Genomic DNA, 15,848 nt, shown 5'->3' on the forward strand with positions numbered 1-15,848 from the left:
CGTTGCTCACCGCCCTGGTGCTGGCATTGCGACTCGGCGCTGGATAGTTCTGGCGTTCCGGGCGGAACGCCAGTGTCATGACGAGGCCTGGGGGTGTGCCCCAGGCCATGCTTTCAGGACTGCTTGGCACCGCCACCGATCTGCCAGACATAGGGCGGCTCGCTGCCATTGACGTGCCAGTCGCCGATGATGCGTTCCTTGTAGATCACCGGGTTGTGCGAGGCGGCAGTACGGGCGTTGCGCCAGTGGCGATCGAGCTGTTTGGTGGTGCTGGTACCGGAGGCGCCGAGGGTGTTGAACAGGTCGCTGGTGGCACGTAGCACCGCTTCGATGGCCGCCACCTGGGCCTGGGCCGATTCCAGTTCGGCGGCGATGTTGGCCTTGCGCTCGGCGTTTTCGTCATTGCCGAAACGCGCCAGGTAGGCTTGCTGCGCGGCCTCGCTGGCGCGCAGGGTGCCTGCCTCGGCGGCATAGATCAGCCCGGAGGCCCTGCCGATAACCTGCAAAACCTGTGGGTCCTCGCTTACCGCTGCGCCATTGCCATGGCTGAACACGCGCGTGCGCTTGCGGGTTTCCTGGCTGAAGTCACGCACGGCGGCGCGGCCGGAACCGACGATGACGGCGAGCAGCACCAGTTGGTAGAAGGCCGTCTGGTATTTGAAGCGGGTGGCGAAGTCGATGATGTTCTCTTCCTCGACCACCGCGTTCTCGAACACCGAGGTGCCGCTGCCGGTGGTTCGCTGGCCAAAACCATCCCAGTCGTCGCTCTGGGTGATACCGGGCTGCCGGGTGCGGATGGCCGCGATCACGTCAGCGCCGGTGTCGTCGCGGCGGGCGAACAGGTCGATCCAGTCGGAGAAGAGGCTACCGGTGCTGTAATACTTGGTGCCGTTGACCACCCACTGGTCGCCCTGGCGCGAGACTCGGGTGATGACGTCGCCGATCTTCACCGAGCCCACCTCCGTCCAGGCGCAGCCTACCAGGTCGCCTTCGACGAAGCGTTTGAACCAGACATCCTGTGGCGCACTGGCATGGGCGTTGAGACGATCCTCGACAAAGGCGAAGTGCCCGCGCAGCGCCTGCGGCACGTTGGAGTCTGCTTCGGCCAGTTCGATCAGCAGTTGGAACAACTGGGGCAGCGAGGCCCCCGCGCCGCCGTGCTCGACGGGCACGCGCACGGCGCCGAAGCCGGCTTCCTTGAGCCACTGGATGGGCTCATGGGGCAGGGTGCGGTTGCGCTCTCGTTCCACGCTGGATTCGGCGATGCGGGTAAAGATGGGGCGGAAGCGGGCGGCAAGGGATTGGTACTGGGTACCGGTAGACAGATGGGGCAGCTGGGCTTGGGCGGTCATCGCAGTTCTCCTCGATTGATGCGATTGCTGACGGCGATGCTCTCGCAAACTTCGTGCCTTGCAGTGAATGTCTTTTAAATCAATGGGTTGTGAAATTTCTGGTGGGGCTGGCTGTTCGCTTGCCGACAGCTTGCTGAATGACTGTTGGTGGGCGGGCAGTTGCGTTTTCCCGGGCAACTGTTGGTGGAGGGGCAGTGGTTCAACAGCTTGCTGGCCAAAAGACAGTTCAGGCTGTTGGCGGTAGCGAGCAAGTATTTGAATTTAATGGTTTTTATGGGTTGGCACGGTTGCTGCTGAATCTCCCTCAGGCAATGCCCGCTGGGCGAGGAGGGATGAGCATGAACGCACGTGTTATCAGGATCGTGGTGGTGTCCGGCAGCCTGCGGGTCCCATCACGCACCCATGGTCTGCTGCAGGCCCTGGTGGAGCGGCTGCCGGCCGTGTTGCCGAAGCTGGAGGTGCACTGGGTGCGCATCGCCGAGCTGTCCGCCAGCCTGGCCGGTTCGCTGGAGCGCGATAGCGCCTCGGCTGACCTGCGGCCGCATTTGCAGGCCATCGAACAAGCCGACCTGCTACTGGTCGGCAGCCCGGTGTATCGCGCGTCCTACACCGGTTTGTTCAAGCACCTGTTCGACCTGGTCGATCACCAGTCGCTCAAGGGCGTGCCCGTGGTGCTTGCCGCCACCGGTGGTAGCGAGCGACATGCCTTGATGATCGATCACCAGTTGCGCCCGCTATTCGCTTTCTTCCAGGCCCACACCCTGCCGTACGGCCTGTACGCCAGTGCCGAGTCTTTCGACGATCAGCGCCTGGCTGACCCTGCGCAGTTCGAACGGATCGAGCGGGTACTCGATACCGTCGGCGCCTTCTTTCATATCCCGGTCGCCCGCGCGGCCTGACTTTCCGAGTTACAGGAGACATCGCCATGAGCCAACCGATCAAATTCGCCTACTGGGTGCCCAACGTCAGCGGTGGCCTCGTCGTCAGCAAGATCGAACAACGCACCCATTGGGACATCGATTACAACCGCAAGCTGGCGCAGATTGCCGAGCGTTCCGGGTTCGAGTACGCGCTTTCGCAAATCCGCTTCACCGCCGGATATGGCGCTGACAACCAGCACGAGTCGGTCACCATTAGCCACGCGCTGCTGGCTGCCACCGAAAAACTCAAGGTGATCGCCGCCATCCTGCCCGGACCCTGGACGCCGGTGTTGGCAGCCAAGCAACTGGCAAGCATCGACCAGTTCACCGCGGGCCGCATCGCCATCAACGTGGTGTCCGGCTGGTTCAAGGGCGAGCTCCGCGCCATCGGCGAGCCATGGCTGGACCATGACGAGCGCTACCGCCGTTCCGAGGAGTTCATTCGTGCCCTTAAGGGCATCTGGACGCAGGACAACTTCAGCTTCCACGGCGATTTCTACCGTTTCAACGACTACACCCTCAAGCCCAAGCCGCTGCAGCAACCGCACCCGGAAATCTTCCAGGGCGGCAGCTCGCGGGCCGCGCGCGACATGGCCTCGAGGGTTTCCGACTGGTACTTCACCAATGGCAACAGTGTCGAGGGCATCAAGACCCAGGTCGACGATATCCGCACCAAGGCAGCGGCCAACGGGCATTCGGTGAAGATCGGCGTAAACGCCTTCATCATTGCCCGCGACAGCGAGGAAGAGGCCCGTGCGGTGCTGGCGGAGATCATTGCCAAGGCCGACCCGGAGGCGGTCAACGGCTTCGGCAGCGAAGTGAAGAACGCCGGTGCGGCCAGCCCCGAAGGCGAGGGCAACTGGGCCAAGTCGACCTTCGAAGACCTGGTGCAGTACAACGACGGCTTCAAGACCAACCTGATCGGCACGCCACGGCAGATCGCCCAGCGCATCGTCGCGCTCAAGGCGGTCGGCGTCGACCTGATCCTCTCCGGCTTCCTGCACTTCCAGGAAGAGGTCGAGTACTTCGGCAAGCATGTGTTGCCGCTGGTGCGCGAGCTGGAGCAGGAGAAGCATGCATCCCTCGCTGTGGCCTGAGGTGCGCTGCCATGCATGAGGCGTTCGCCGACAACCTGCCGGCCAGCTTGCTGGCCCAGGCACATCAACGCGGGTCGGAAATTGCATTGCGCCACAAGCGCCTAGGCTTGTGGCAGGCGCGCAGCTGGGCACAACTGCTGGGCGAGGTGCAGAGCCTGGCCACCGGGCTGCGCGAGGCCGGCTTCGCGGCCGGCGACAGTCTGCTGATCGTCAGCCGGCCGCGCCCTGAGGCGCTGCTGGCAAGCCTGGCGGCGCAGTGGCTGGGCGGCGTCGCAGCACTCCTCGATCCGCTGATGCCGGACGCGGAGCAACGGATGCTGTTGCGTGAACTGCAGGTCGGTTTCGTCTTCGCCGAAGGCCAGGAGGAGGTCGAGCGGGTGCTGGCGAGCGGTCATGTGCCGGCGTTGCTGTTCTACGCCGATGGCCGTGGCCTGGCGGAGTCCGGCGTGCCGAATTACGCTCGTCTGGCCGCGCAGTTGCCCGATCCTGCCTTGGCGGTCCAGGCGCACAGCGAGCGCCTGGCGTTCAGCTTTCACCGGCTGGGTGCCGGTGGCCAGGTTCAGCAGCACGGGCTTAGCCATGCCGAGTTGCTGGCCGAGGGGCGTCGGCTGGTCGAACAGGAGCACCTGACGGCGGCCGAGGAAGGCTTGGCCTCCCGCAACTTCGCCACCAGCGGCCAGGCCCGCTACCTGCTGGCGCCTTGGCTGCTGGCAGGCTTCCGGATGAACTTTCCGGAGAGCCTGGCGACCCGCGACACCGACCGCCGTGAACTCGGCCCGACCCTGGTACTCGGCACCCATGACAGCTACGGCCGCCTGTATGCGCTGGCGCAGCAGCGCCTACCGCTGCCGGGCAGCCTGCTGCGTCGCTGGCTGGACTGGGCACTGGACGCGCGCGGTGGGTTGCTGCGCAACAGCCTTGGCCACGTGTTGCTGCGTCGGCCGCTGCGTGATGTGCTGGGCCTGAGCCGTACCCGGGTGCCGCTGCTGGTCGGTGAGGCCCTGCCTGGCGAGGTGCAGGCGTTTTTCGCCGTGCTTGGGGTGGCGCCGCGCATCTGGCTGGAGGCGCCCTGCTGGCAGGCCGTGCGCAGCCCTCGTTCATCCCTCGCTGCTCGGTCGCAAAGCCGGGCTCAGTCCGTCTGAGGAGCGTTCATGTCGAATTCCCCGTTGCTGGAACTGGAGGGCATCAGCCTGTCGTTCAAGGGCGTGAAGGCCATCAGCGACATCAGCTTCAGCGTCGCCGAAGGCGAGATCTGTGCGCTGATCGGGCCCAATGGCGCGGGCAAGAGCTCGCTGCTGAACATCATCAATGGCGTCTACCGGGCGCAGCAGGGGTGTATTCGGTTCGCCGGGCAGCAGCGTCGGGTGATGCACCCACATGCAGCGGCACGCGGCGGCATCGCCCGCACCTTCCAGAACATCGCGCTGTTCAAGGGCATGAGCGTGCTCGACAACGTGCTCACCGGGCGCAACCTCAAACGCCGTAGTGCCTGGCTGGAGCAGGCGTTGCGCATCGGCCGCGCACCAGGCGAGGACAATCGCCAGCGTGCTGCCGCCGAGCGGGTGATCGAGTTTCTGCGCATCCAGCCGTGGCGTGACGAAATCGTTGGCACCTTGCCCTATGGCCTGCAGAAGCGGGTCGAGCTGGCCCGTGCGCTGGCCGCCGAGCCGCGCCTGCTGCTGCTCGACGAGCCGATGGCCGGGATGAATGCCGAGGAGAAGCGCGAGATGAGCCGCTTCATCGTCGAGATCAACCGCGAGTTCGGCATGACGGTGGTGCTGATCGAGCACGACATCGGCGTGGTCATGGGCATTTCCCACCATGTGGTGGTGCTCGATTACGGCCGCAAGATCGGCGACGGCTCCCCCGAGCAGGTTCGCCGTAACCCCGACGTGATCGCTGCCTACCTGGGTGTCCGCCCGGCAGCCGACGCGGGGCTGTTCCCACACAGGAGCGCTACATGGAATTCTTTTTCGAAGTGCTGATCGGCGGCCTGCTGGCGGGGGTGATGTACTCCCTGGTGGCCATCGGCTTCGTGCTGATCTACAAGGCCAGCGGTGTGTTCAACTTCGCCCAGGGGGCGATGGTGCTGTTCGCCGCGCTGACCTTCGTCAGCCTGCTGGAGCGCGGCGTGCCGTTCTGGCTGTCCTTTCTCGTCACCCTGGCGACGATGATCGCCCTGGCGCTGCTGATCGAACGGGCGGTACTGCGGCCATTGGTCGGGCGTTCGCCGATAACCCTGTTCATGGCCACGCTCGGCCTGGCCTACATCATCGAGGGCGCCGCCCAGGCCTTGTGGGGGGCCCAGGTTCACGGCCTGGAGCTGGCCATCAGCGACGCGCCGCTGGAGCTGGGCGGTCTGCTGCTGTCGCAGTTCGACCTGTTCGCCGCCGCAACGGCGGCGGCCCTGGTGGTGCTTCTGTCCTTGCTGTTCAACCGCACGCGCATCGGCCTGGCGCTGCGTGCGGTGGCCGACGATCCCCGCGCGGCGATGAGCGTCGGTATCCGCCTGCCGAGGGTGTGGGCGGTGGTCTGGGCGGTGGCCGGGTTCGTCGGGCTGGTGGCCGGGCTGCTCTGGGGCGCACGCCTGGGGGTGCAGTTCTCGCTCTCGCTGGTGGTGCTCAAGGCCCTGCCGGTGCTGATCATCGGCGGCTTTACCTCGATCAGCGGGGCGATCGTCGGCGGCCTGATCATCGGCGCTTCGGAGAAGCTCGCCGAGGTGTATTTCGGGCCGCTCATCGGCGGCGGCATCGAAAACTGGTTTCCCTATGTGCTGGCCCTGCTGTTCCTGCTGGTGCGTCCGGCTGGGCTGTTCGGCGAGCGCGCCATCGAGCGAGTCTGAGGAGCGTCGATCATGCTGTATCGAGAAGCGGGTCAGTTCAGCGTGCGTTACGCCGACGACCGTCGATTCTTCCGCCTGCGCCAGGATCGGCTGGGCTTGGCGGCCTTGGTCCTGTTTGCCTTCATCGGTGTGCCACTGCTGGGCAACGATTACTGGTTCAGTGCCATCCTGATTCCATTTCTACTGTTGTCGCTGGCCGGCCTCGGGCTGAACCTGCTGACCGGTTATGCCGGGCAACTGTCGCTGGGTTCGGCGGCGTTCATGGCAGTAGGTGCCTTCGCGGCCTATAATCTTGAGCTGCGCGTGGCGTGGCTGCCGCTGCTCGCCAGCCTGCTGCTCGGCGGCCTGGTGGCGGCGCTGGTGGCCGTGGTGTTCGGCCTGCCGAGCCTGCGCATCAAGGGTTTCTATCTGCTGGTGTCGACACTGGCGGCGCAGTTCTTCGTGCCATGGGCGCTGACCCGCTTCAGTTGGTTCAGCAACGACAGTGCCTCGGGGGTGATCAGTGCGCCGCCGCTGCTGATGGCCGGGTATGACTTTTCGTCGCCGGCCGGGCGTTACCTGCTGACCCTGGCGGTGGTCAGCGCGCTTTTCTGGCTGGGCGCCAACCTGGTGCGCAGCGAGCTGGGGCGCAACTGGATGGCGGTGCGCGACATGGACACCGCCGCCGCAGTGATCGGCATCCCCCTGCTGAAGACCAAACTGCTGGCTTTTGCCATCAGCGGCTTCTACCTCGGCGTGGCCGGTTCGCTCTGGGCCTTCACCTACCTGGGCACGGTGGAGCCACACGGCTTCGACCTGAACCGCTCGTTCCAGATCCTGTTCATCATCATTATTGGCGGCCTGGGCAGCATCCTCGGGAACTTCCTGGGCGCCGCCTTCATCGTGCTGTTCCCGGTGCTGCTGTCGAACCTGGCCGGATTGCTGCCGACTGGGCTGATCGACGCCGGGCAGATAGAGAACCTGCAGAAGATTGCCTTCGGCACGCTGATCATCATCTTCCTGATCAGGGAACCGGAGGGCCTGGCGCGCCTCTGGCAACGCTTTCGCGAGCGCGCTCGGCGTTGGCCGTTGCGCTACTGAGCGAACCTTCGCACCGGGCTTCGCCCGCCTTATGTCACTGCCCACTGATTTGTAAAGGATAACCACGATGTCGACCCGATCCGTCCTCGGCCGCCTGGCGCTGGCCGTAAGCTTAGCTGCCGGCGCACTCAACGTGCACGCGGCCAACGAACAGTATTTCCCCCTGCAGAGCTACCGCGTTGGCCCCTATGCCGCAGGTGGTACCGGTTTCTTCGGTGGTTTTATCGATTACCTCAAGTACGTCAACGCCGAAGGCGGCGTGAATGGCGTCAAGCTGACCTGGAGCGAGTGCGAGACTGAATACGTCGTGGAGAAGGGGGTGGAATGCTACGAGCGCCTCAAGGGTGGGCTCAACGGCGCACCGGCTGCCGCCACCAATCCGCTGTCGGTGGGTATCGCGTATGCCACCCTGGAGCGCTCCACGGCCGACAAGCTGCCGCTGATCACCATCAACCATGGGCGTACCGACTCCACCGACGGCAGCGTATTCCCTTACGTCTTCCCGCTGCAGCTCAATCCCTATTCCGAGGTATCGGCCATCGTCAACTGGATCGCTCAACAGTCAGGCGGCGAGCAGGGGCTCAAGGGCAAGAAGATCGTCACGCTCTTTCACGGTTCGCCCTATGGCAAGGAAACCAACGAGGTGCTGCAGGCCCTGGCGGACAAGTACGGTTTTGAGTTGAGCCTGCTGGAGGTACCGCACCCCGGCAACGAGCAACAATCACAGTGGCTGAACATCCGCCGCCTGAAGCCGGACTGGGTCATCCTGCGCGGTTGGGGCGTGATGAACCCGGTGGCGCTGAAGACCGCGCAGAAGGTCGGTTTCCCTGCCGACCGCATCATTGGCAATATCTGGAGCAATTCCGAGGAAGATGCGGCGCCTGCCGGCGCTGCAGCCAAGGGCTTCATTGCCATCACCACGCATCCGTCCGGTACCGAGTTCCCGGTGCTGCAGGGCATCAAACAGGCGGTGGTGGACAAGGGTCAAGGCGACCTGGCCGATCCGAAGCGCTTCGGCACGGTGTACTACAACCTCGGCGTGGTCAACGGCATCCTCAACGTCGAGGCGTTGCGTCTGGCTCAGGAGAAGTTCGGCAGGCAACCGCTGAGTGGCGAGCAGGTGCGTTGGGGCTTCGAACACCTGAACCTGGACGATACCCGCCTGCAGGCACTCGGCGCCAAGGGGCTGGTGCAGCCGCTGAAACTGTCCTGCTCCGACCATGAAGGCGGTGGCGCGGTGCGCTTCCAGCAGTGGGACGGGCAGAAGTGGAAACTGATCAGCGACTGGGTACAGGCCGACCGCGCGTTCTTGCGGCCGATCATCGAGGCCTCGTCGCATCAATATGCCAAGGAAAAGGGTATTACCCCGCGTGATTGCAGCCAGGAAGGCTGAGCGTGCCCGCAGGGCCGGTGGCGTCCCCCCGGCCTCTCAGATTGATAGTTGTATCGCCCGCTCAGGGCGCGTCTGGGGCTCTGGCCGGCGCCGGTTGACCACCAGTTCGCCGATGGCGATCAGTCGGGCGCGGGTGATGTTGCGGCTCAGACCCAGCAGACTGGCCGTGTGCACCTGGTTGCAGTGGCAGAAACGATAGGCACTGCGTAGCAGGCTGTCCTCGACCTTCTCGTGCAGGCCGCCGGCCTGCTCCTCGAACAGGCGCTGAAAGGCTCGCAGCAACTGTTCTTCGGCGCTTTCGGCGGTGCTCACCGGCGACTTGTCCTGGCGCTCGATGCGCAGGTGCGACAGGCGCAGGTCGTCGTCCTGCACAAGGCCATTGCGGCACACCAGCAGGGTGTGGTGGATGACGTTTTCCAGCTCGCGGATATTGCCGGGCCAGTCGTAGCTCAGCAGCTTGCGTTCGGCCTCGGGGGACAGGCGCACTTCGCCGTAACCCAGGCGGTTGCAGTAGGTCTTGATGAAGTGTCGGGTCAGCGGCAGGATGTCGCCCGGGCGCTCTCGCAGCGGGTAGAGTTGCAGGCTGACCACGTTGAGGCGGTAGTACAGGTCTTCGCGGAAGTTGCCGGCAGCGATGGCCTTGTCCAGTTGCACGTTGGTGGCGGCGACCACGCGCACGTCGATGGGGATGCTCTTGCGCGAGCCCAGGCGCACCACTTCACGCTCTTGCAGCACGCGCAACAGCTTGACCTGTATAGCCATGGGCAGGTCGCCGATTTCATCGAGGAACAGCGTGCCGCCGTTGCCCTCCTCGAACCAGCCGGCCTTGGCCGCCAGGGCGCCGGTGAAGGCGCCTTTCTCGTGGCCGAACAGCTCGGCCTCCACCAGCGACTCGGAAAAGGCGCCACAGTTCACCGCGACGAAGGGGCCGTTGCGCCGTCCGCTGAGGTTGTGTATGTGGCGTGCGACCAGCTCCTTGCCGGTGCCGGTCTCGCCAATGATCAGGACGCTGGCCTCGCTGGGGGCGACCTGTTGCAGGTGGGCGAGCAGCGCCTGCGATCTAGCGTCTTCAAAGACCTGTGCGGTTGCCCGGATCGATGTCGCCAGTGACGGCGAAGGGGGGAGGGTCAGCAACTGCATGGCGATTCCTATGAGTAGAAAGATGGGGTGGGTCGCGTGTGGCTCAGTGCCCACTCACCCAGCTCGTGGAGTTTGTAGTCCAGCGGGTCGTGCAGGCTCTGGGTACGCAGGTTGCGCCAGTAGCGATCGAGGCGTAGCGAGGCGTGGGTCGCGCGTGCGCCAGTGACCTCGAACAGGCGGTTGCAGATGTCCAGGCCAGTGCGGGCCGCCGCCACCTTGGCCGTGGCGATGGCCAGCGCCAGTTGCGCACGCTCTTCGGCGCCGAGCGCCTGCTCCTTGTGCCAGGCCGCGTCGAGTTGCGTCGCGGCGCGCTCCACCAACAGGCGCACGCCCTCCAGACCGACCCAGAACTCGCCGTAGTGGCGCAGGATGTAAGGGTCTTCGCTGACATGTCGGGCTGTGGAGCGGAACCACGGGCGGCCTTCCTTCAGGGTGTAATGGCGAGCCTCTTCCAGAGCGCCTTCGGTGATACCCAGGAACACGTTGGCGAAATGCAACTGGGCGATCAGCGGGCGCAGGCTGGCGAAGGGGGTGCTCAGCGGGCCGGGGTCGAGAAGCATCTCATTCTCTTCGACGCGCACGCGCTCGAAAGTCGCGCTGCCGCTGTCGGTCTGGCGCTGGCCCATGTTGTTCCAGTCATCATGCAGTGTGATACCGGTGCGGCCGCTGGGGATGGCAGCGATCAGCAGCTTGCCGCCAGCGCTTTCATCGACTGCCGAGGCAATCAGCATTTCCGAGTCGCTGGCGCCTGAGCAGAAACTCTTCTTGCCGGAAAACTCGTACCAACCATCGAAGCGTGTGAGTACGGTGCGGTTGTCCAGGGGGTTGAGCGCATTGCCCCAGAACCAGTTCTTGCGTGCGGTCTGCTCGAACCAGGGTTGCCACTGATCGCGGCGGGAGAACAGGCGTACGGTTGCCAGCATCAGGTGTTGAAAGCCGAAGACGTGGGCAATGGAACTGTCGACCCGGGCAAATTCGCGCACCACCTCCAGGGTTTCGCTCCAGCTAGCGCCGAGGCCGCCAAACTGGGTGGGTATGCTCAGGGCCAACAAGCCGCTCTGGCGGATAGCGTCGCGCTGGGCCTTGGGGGTGCCGCCGGCCTCGTCCCGCTCGACGGCGGTTTCGGCGAACTCCGTCGCTAGGCGACGTGCAGTCTGCAAGGGGGTGAGCACGGCAGGTCGTAGAGGGGTTGTCACTCGGTATTCCTCGCTGGCGGGTGGGGAGGGCGGATAAGGGGGGCATAGCGGCTCCTCAGGCAATCTTGCTCAGCACATACGCTTGGGGAGTCGCAGAAGTCGGCCTTGCTGGCGTATACGCCGGAGGCAGCGTCAGCGCCTGGAAGAAACTGAACAGCGGGTGCAGCGGCAACAGCACCAGAGATCGGCCGTAGGCAGGCAATGACGTTGGCATCAGAAATGTCTACCCTCCAACACTGTCACTCCGATCCATCGCGGGTCTGATGAAAGTATAAAAGTCGATTTATATCTCTAAAAATAATAAAAAATAATATTTATATTCTTTCTAGTAATATAAATCGGCTAAGACCGCAGGCTTGTTCATCGCTGTTTCCCACGCAACAGCAGCCATGCAACGTTGCTGCCTCCTCAACACCATGCCGTCTGGGTAAAACCCCATCCCGCGCTTGATTCCGCGGGGTTTGGCCGATTGGCATGGAGCCTGCTTCGCTGCCCTGGAATCCATTGAACGCCAGGGGGCGACGTGATCGCTGATAAATACCCACAAATTGCCAACGACCCTTTGGAAACCACTGCGCGGGTCAGCGCAGACGCCCTTGGCTCTGTATCGATTCACGATATTGCGCTGGAATTTCGCGCGGTCACCAAACGGTACGAGGGGAGCCGGTCAGACTCCACCAACGCGGTTGAGCAAGTGAGCCTCGCGGTGCGGCGTGGCGAAGTGCTTTGCTTGATGGGTACATCCGGCAGCGGCAAGTCGACTTTGCTGCGCCACGTCAACCGGTTGATAGAGCCGAGCAGCGGCGAGGTGCTCATCGACGGTGAGGTCCTGAGCAGCTTGACGCAGCCTACGCTGCGCCAGCTGCGGTCGCAGCGCATCGGCATGGTGTTCCAGCATTTCGGTTTGCTGCCGCATCGAAGCGTGCTCGACAACGTGGCCTTGCCCCTGGAGTTGCGCGGTGAGCCAGAAAGTACCCGCCGCGCAGCGGCACTACGGCAGTTGCAGGCGGTGGGGCTGAAAGCGTGGAGCGAGCGTTTTCCCCACGAGTTGTCTGGTGGCATGCAGCAACGTGTCGGGCTTGCGCGGGCGTTGGTCACCAATCCTGACATTCTGCTGATGGACGAACCTTTCAGTGCACTGGATCCCACCATCCGCCGCGATTTGCAGGGGCGCTTCATGCAACTGGTACGCGAACGGGGAATCACCACGCTGCTAGTGACCCACGACCCGGGCGAGGCGTTACGTCTGGCAGACCGTATCGCCGTCTTGCGCGGTGGTCGGCTGATTCAGGTCGGCACCCCGGGTGAATTGCTTGAACACCCGGCGGACGAGGGCGTGGCGGATTTCTTCGACGAGCGGCCGCATATCGGCCCGAGCATTGCGTCGTCTAGCGACGAGGTGCTCAGCGAGCCAGCGTCGGCCGAGCTGCCAGCGCGATCGACAATCCATTGGATTCGCCAAAGCGTGTTGGGCCCGGCAGCGCTCGCTGCCGCCGGACGAGGTGGTTGGTTCTGGCTGGCGCTGCTGGTGGAGTTGGCGGCCCTGGCCATGCTTGCTGGCGCTTGGCGCGAGGGGGCGGGGTGGCTATCGGCCTCAGCACTGGCAGTGCTGCTGGTCAATCGCTTGGGTTGTGCTTGGGTGAGCCTGCACGGCCACGGCCGTGACTCTCCGGGTGTCGCTTTACCCTTGGCGCTGCTACTGGTGAGTCAGGCACTGACCGTATGGCGCGCCCTGACGCCGGAGGCTGCCGGAACACTGGTGCAGTTCCCCGCCGATCGCGACAGTATGCTGGCGGCCGCTGGTGCCATCGACGCGTTGATTGGCTGGTCTCAGGTAACCTTCGAAAGCGCATTTGTCGGGGTGATCGTGGCGGTGCGCACCGTCATCGATGGCGTCGAAGGTGCGCTGGGCTGGATTCCGTGGCCGGTACCGGCGCTTGCGTTGGTCTACCTCGCCTGGCGCTCCGCCGGTGCAATCCTGGCCCTGACGACTGCGTTAGCCCTGGGCTATATCGGCCTGTTCGGTTTCTGGGAGCGTACGATTTCTACCATCGCTCTGGTCGGTGCTTCGGTGCTGCTGTCGCTGCTGATCGGCATTCCCACCGGCATTCTTCTTGCCAAGCGGGCGCTGGCTCGGCGCCTGGTCACGCCGCTGTTGGATGTCATGCAGACCTTACCGACATTCGTCTACCTGATTCCAGCGGTGGCCTTCTTCTCGGTCGGGAAGACGCCCGCGGTGATCGCCACGGTGATTTTCGCCCTGGCACCGATGATCCGTCTCACCGCCCTGGGTATTCAGGAGGTGCCCAAGGCCGCGGTGGAGGCTGCGCTCGCCCATGGCGCAACGCCCTGGCAGACGCTCACCCGGGTCGAGTTGCCATTGGCCTCCGGCTCTCTGTTGCTGGGGGTGAACCAGACCATCGTGATGAGTCTGTCCATGGTCGTCGTGGCAGCACTGATTGGTGCCGGAGGCCTTGGCTACGACGTCATGACCGCCTTGCGCAACATCAAGGGTGGTGAGGGCGTCCTGGCGGGTATTGCCATTGTTTTTTGTGCCCTGGTGCCCGACCGGATCATTCAGGCATCCCTTCGCAAACGTCATCATTCTACTCAGGAGTAACAGGTTCCATGACCCGATTCCTTTCCCGCGGCCTTGCCGGGTTCGCTCTGCTGGCCGCGCTGGTGCCGGCGACAGCAAGCTTCGCCAAGGACAAGATCGTTATTGGCGAGCAGAACTGGACCGGCGCCATCGCCATCCAGCACATCCTCGGCGACATCATTTCCAATCGCCTTGACGGCGAGGTTTCCTACCTGGCCGGTGATCTGCCGGTACTGTTCGCCGCCGCTGCCAAGGGTGACGGTTCGGTGGACGTACTGACCGACATCTGGCTGCCGAACCAATCAGCAGCCTTCGCCAAGTATGTGACCGGCGGTACCCGGTCGCTGATCCCCAACAAGCAGCCCTATGTCGGAGTGCAGGGCTTCTATATTCCGGGCTACATCCAGGACAAGTACAACGTCAAGTCGGTGTATGACCTGAAAAAGCCAGAGGTCGCCAAGTTGTTTGCTCCGCTGGGCGGTGGCAAGTCCCAGCTATTGGTCGGGCCGGCAGGCTGGGAGTCGACCTATATCGGTCAGATCAAAGCCAAGGATTTCGGTTTCGACGGCAACTTCGAGTCGGTCTCCACGGAGGCCTCGGTGACTTACGCGAAGCTGGATGCTGCCTACAAGGCCGAGCGTGGGGTGATTTTCTACGCCTACACACCGGACTGGATCTTCTCCGCCTATGACCTGCGCCGTCTCGATGAACCGCCATTCGATGGCTATGCTCAGGACAACAAGAAGGGCGACCCGTTGTACAAGGCTGACGGCTGCTGGAAATTCATCAGCCCGACCGTGGATGCCGACTGGCTGAACAAGAGCAGCATCACCTGCGCGTATCCCGATGCGAAGGTGCACATCCTCGCGTCTTCTGCGCTACGCCAGCGCGCACCGCGGATTGCCGCCTTCCTGGAGAACGTGAGTATCGACCCGGCCTCCCTCAACGACCTGATCCTCAAGATCGAGCGTGAGAAGCAGCCGGCGGATGCTGCGGCCAAAGCCTGGGTCGCCGCCAATCAGGCGACCGTCGATCGTTGGTTGAGTGCCACTGGCACCCAGGTGGCAGCCCAATGACTCGGCGTGCATGGACGTTGCTCGATGGTGGGATGGGACGAGAACTCAAGCGGATCGGCGCACCCTTCCGGCAGCCGGAATGGTCGGCACTGGCGCTGTTCGAAGCGCCCGAATACGTGACGCAGGTTCACCGAGCGTTCATTGCCGCCGGGGCCAGGGTAATCACCACCAACAGCTACGCGGTGGTGCCGTTTCACATTGGCGAGGAACGCTTTGCGCGCTCCGGGCGGGCGCTGGCTGAACTGTCCGGGCGGCTTGCCCGTGGTGCTGCCGACGAGGCGGGTGCTTCGGTACAGGTCGCCGGCTCACTGCCGCCGGCGTTGGGGTCGTATCGCCCGGACCTTTTTGATCCAGCCCGTTCCCAGGCCATCCACCGTGAATTGATCTGCGGGCTGACGCCCCATGTGGATTTCTGGTTGGCGGAAACCCAGAGCTCCCTGTCCGAAGCGCGCGCCGTGCACGCGGCCCTGGACGGCGATGGCAAGCCGCTCTGGCTGTCCTTCACGTTACTCGATCCCGACACAGAGCACGCGGTGCCTTTGCTGCGCTCGGGTGAAAGCGTGCAGCAGGCAGTTTTGCTGGCGCTTGAACTGGGGGCCAGCGCCTTGCTATTCAATTGCAGCCAACCGGAGAGCATGGGCGCAGCGCTGCGCAGTGCCCGGCAGGTATTGAAGCAGGAGGCTCGCGAGTTAGCGCTGGGTGTCTATGCCAATGCCTTTCCTCCAGTCCGTGAAGATGCCCAGGCCAACGATACGCTGCTCGATATTCGTGCCGACCTAGGGCCCGAGGCGTACCTGCAGTGGGCGCAGCAGTGGGTCGAGGAGGGGGCTGGCATTGTGGGCGGCTGCTGCGGCATCGGCCCGGAGCACATCGCCCGACTTGACGAGCATCTGCAAGCCGGCGCTCGTCGAGGCGGTTGAGTTGCCTGTCAAGGCGTTTGTCCTGGCAGCTCTCGATAATCATTGACCAGGGCTGCTACCCAACTATCAAACAACTACCCACCGCTGGGTCATCTGGCTGTTGCCTTTGGTCGGCTTTGCATCGGGGCTGGTCCATCACCTGATGGGCACGCCGGTGAACGCGGGCAATAACCTGCTGATCGACGACATTCACGACCCGAAAAAGCCGTTCCGCTGCGCAGGGTGCCTCTGGG

The 15,848-nt window shown here is 63.9% G+C and carries 14 protein-coding genes; 10 read left to right on the forward strand and 4 right to left on the reverse strand.

Translation table 11 applies throughout. The features are described from left to right. Positions 1-113 precede the first annotated feature (113 nt). Positions 114-1,352 (reverse strand): acyl-CoA dehydrogenase family protein, encoded by a 1,239-nt coding sequence (locus LVS58_RS08735; protein WP_233690726.1) that lies wholly within the window; start codon positions 1,350-1,352, stop codon positions 114-116. A 338-nt stretch (positions 1,353-1,690) separates the two neighbouring features. Between LVS58_RS08735 and msuE the strand changes: the two genes are divergently transcribed. The 7 genes from msuE (at position 1,691) to LVS58_RS08770 (ending at position 8,684) form a co-directional block, all read left to right on the forward strand. Continuing rightward, positions 1,691-2,251 (forward strand): FMN reductase, encoded by a 561-nt coding sequence (gene msuE, locus LVS58_RS08740; RefSeq protein ID WP_233690727.1) that lies wholly within the window; start codon positions 1,691-1,693, stop codon positions 2,249-2,251. A gap of 26 nt (positions 2,252-2,277) precedes the next feature. Further along, positions 2,278-3,369, forward strand: a complete 1,092-nt coding sequence (gene sfnG, locus LVS58_RS08745) for a dimethylsulfone monooxygenase SfnG (RefSeq protein ID WP_233690728.1) — start codon at positions 2,278-2,280, stop codon at positions 3,367-3,369. Between the two features lie 11 nt (positions 3,370-3,380). Then, entirely contained in the window at positions 3,381-4,511 is a 1,131-nt protein-coding gene (locus LVS58_RS08750; protein ID WP_233690729.1) for an AMP-binding protein, read from the forward strand. Between the two features lie 9 nt (positions 4,512-4,520). Beyond that, positions 4,521-5,354, forward strand: coding sequence for an ABC transporter ATP-binding protein (locus tag LVS58_RS08755; protein ID WP_233690730.1), 834 nt, complete (start codon positions 4,521-4,523; stop codon positions 5,352-5,354). Next, on the forward strand, positions 5,330-6,211 hold the full coding sequence (locus LVS58_RS08760) for a branched-chain amino acid ABC transporter permease (RefSeq protein WP_233690731.1): 882 nt from the start codon (positions 5,330-5,332) through the stop codon (positions 6,209-6,211). Before LVS58_RS08755 ends, LVS58_RS08760 begins: the two co-directional genes overlap by 25 nt. A gap of 12 nt (positions 6,212-6,223) precedes the next feature. Next, positions 6,224-7,291 carry a branched-chain amino acid ABC transporter permease gene (locus tag LVS58_RS08765; RefSeq protein WP_233690732.1) on the forward strand — a complete coding sequence of 356 codons (1,068 nt, stop codon included), beginning with the start codon at positions 6,224-6,226 and terminating at the stop codon, positions 7,289-7,291. A gap of 67 nt (positions 7,292-7,358) precedes the next feature. Then, on the forward strand, positions 7,359-8,684 hold the full coding sequence (locus LVS58_RS08770; RefSeq protein WP_233690733.1) for an ABC transporter substrate-binding protein: 1,326 nt from the start codon (positions 7,359-7,361) through the stop codon (positions 8,682-8,684). Positions 8,685-8,720: 36 nt separating this feature from the next. On the opposite strand, the gene LVS58_RS08775 is transcribed toward LVS58_RS08770, so the two are convergent. Genes LVS58_RS08775 through LVS58_RS08785 form a run of 3 tightly spaced genes read right to left on the reverse strand, consistent with a single transcriptional unit; the run spans position 8,721 to position 11,234 of the window. Continuing rightward, positions 8,721-9,824 (reverse strand): sigma-54 interaction domain-containing protein, encoded by a 1,104-nt coding sequence (locus LVS58_RS08775; RefSeq protein WP_233690734.1) that lies wholly within the window; start codon positions 9,822-9,824, stop codon positions 8,721-8,723. A gap of 8 nt (positions 9,825-9,832) precedes the next feature. Continuing rightward, on the reverse strand, positions 9,833-11,020 hold the full coding sequence (locus tag LVS58_RS08780) for an acyl-CoA dehydrogenase family protein (protein WP_233690735.1): 1,188 nt from the start codon (positions 11,018-11,020) through the stop codon (positions 9,833-9,835). Between the two features lie 55 nt (positions 11,021-11,075). Continuing rightward, the gene (locus LVS58_RS08785) at positions 11,076-11,234 is read right to left on the reverse strand and encodes a hypothetical protein (RefSeq protein WP_233690736.1); all 159 of its coding nucleotides are present in this window, start codon (positions 11,232-11,234) and stop codon (positions 11,076-11,078) included. 348 nt (positions 11,235-11,582) lie between these two features. On the opposite strand from LVS58_RS08785, the gene LVS58_RS08790 reads away from it, so the two are divergent. Genes LVS58_RS08790 through LVS58_RS08800 form a run of 3 tightly spaced genes read left to right on the forward strand, consistent with a single transcriptional unit; the run spans position 11,583 to position 15,615 of the window. After that, positions 11,583-13,640, forward strand: coding sequence for an ATP-binding cassette domain-containing protein (locus LVS58_RS08790; RefSeq protein WP_267954369.1), 2,058 nt, complete (start codon positions 11,583-11,585; stop codon positions 13,638-13,640). 8 nt (positions 13,641-13,648) lie between these two features. Next, positions 13,649-14,695: an ABC transporter substrate-binding protein gene (locus LVS58_RS08795; protein ID WP_233690738.1), complete on the forward strand. Its 1,047-nt coding sequence runs from the start codon at positions 13,649-13,651 to the stop codon at positions 14,693-14,695. Continuing rightward, positions 14,692-15,615: a homocysteine S-methyltransferase family protein gene (locus LVS58_RS08800; protein ID WP_233690739.1), complete on the forward strand. Its 924-nt coding sequence runs from the start codon at positions 14,692-14,694 to the stop codon at positions 15,613-15,615. The genes LVS58_RS08795 and LVS58_RS08800 overlap by 4 nt, the downstream gene beginning before the upstream one ends. The last annotated feature ends 233 nt before the right edge of the window (positions 15,616-15,848 follow it).

The sequence above is a fragment of the Pseudomonas sp. JR33AA genome, from assembly GCF_021378985.1.
Taxonomy (GTDB): Bacteria; Pseudomonadota; Gammaproteobacteria; order Pseudomonadales; family Pseudomonadaceae; genus Aquipseudomonas; species Aquipseudomonas alloputida.

What these genes read in the sequence shown, in the direction of transcription:
- LVS58_RS08735 (WP_233690726.1), bottom strand. Translation starts at nt 1,352, where the DNA reads ATGACCGCCCAAGCCCAGCTGCCCCATCTGTCTACCGGTACCCAGTAC.
- msuE (WP_233690727.1), top strand. Translation starts at nt 1,691, where the DNA reads ATGAACGCACGTGTTATCAGGATCGTGGTGGTGTCCGGCAGCCTGCGG.
- sfnG (WP_233690728.1), top strand. Translation starts at nt 2,278, where the DNA reads ATGAGCCAACCGATCAAATTCGCCTACTGGGTGCCCAACGTCAGCGGT.
- LVS58_RS08750 (WP_233690729.1), top strand. Translation starts at nt 3,381, where the DNA reads ATGCATGAGGCGTTCGCCGACAACCTGCCGGCCAGCTTGCTGGCCCAG.
- LVS58_RS08755 (WP_233690730.1), top strand. Translation starts at nt 4,521, where the DNA reads ATGTCGAATTCCCCGTTGCTGGAACTGGAGGGCATCAGCCTGTCGTTC.
- LVS58_RS08760 (WP_233690731.1), top strand. Translation starts at nt 5,330, where the DNA reads ATGGAATTCTTTTTCGAAGTGCTGATCGGCGGCCTGCTGGCGGGGGTG.
- LVS58_RS08765 (WP_233690732.1), top strand. Translation starts at nt 6,224, where the DNA reads ATGCTGTATCGAGAAGCGGGTCAGTTCAGCGTGCGTTACGCCGACGAC.
- LVS58_RS08770 (WP_233690733.1), top strand. Translation starts at nt 7,359, where the DNA reads ATGTCGACCCGATCCGTCCTCGGCCGCCTGGCGCTGGCCGTAAGCTTA.
- LVS58_RS08775 (WP_233690734.1), bottom strand. Translation starts at nt 9,824, where the DNA reads ATGCAGTTGCTGACCCTCCCCCCTTCGCCGTCACTGGCGACATCGATC.
- LVS58_RS08785 (WP_233690736.1), bottom strand. Translation starts at nt 11,234, where the DNA reads ATGCCAACGTCATTGCCTGCCTACGGCCGATCTCTGGTGCTGTTGCCG.
- LVS58_RS08795 (WP_233690738.1), top strand. Translation starts at nt 13,649, where the DNA reads ATGACCCGATTCCTTTCCCGCGGCCTTGCCGGGTTCGCTCTGCTGGCC.
- LVS58_RS08800 (WP_233690739.1), top strand. Translation starts at nt 14,692, where the DNA reads ATGACTCGGCGTGCATGGACGTTGCTCGATGGTGGGATGGGACGAGAA.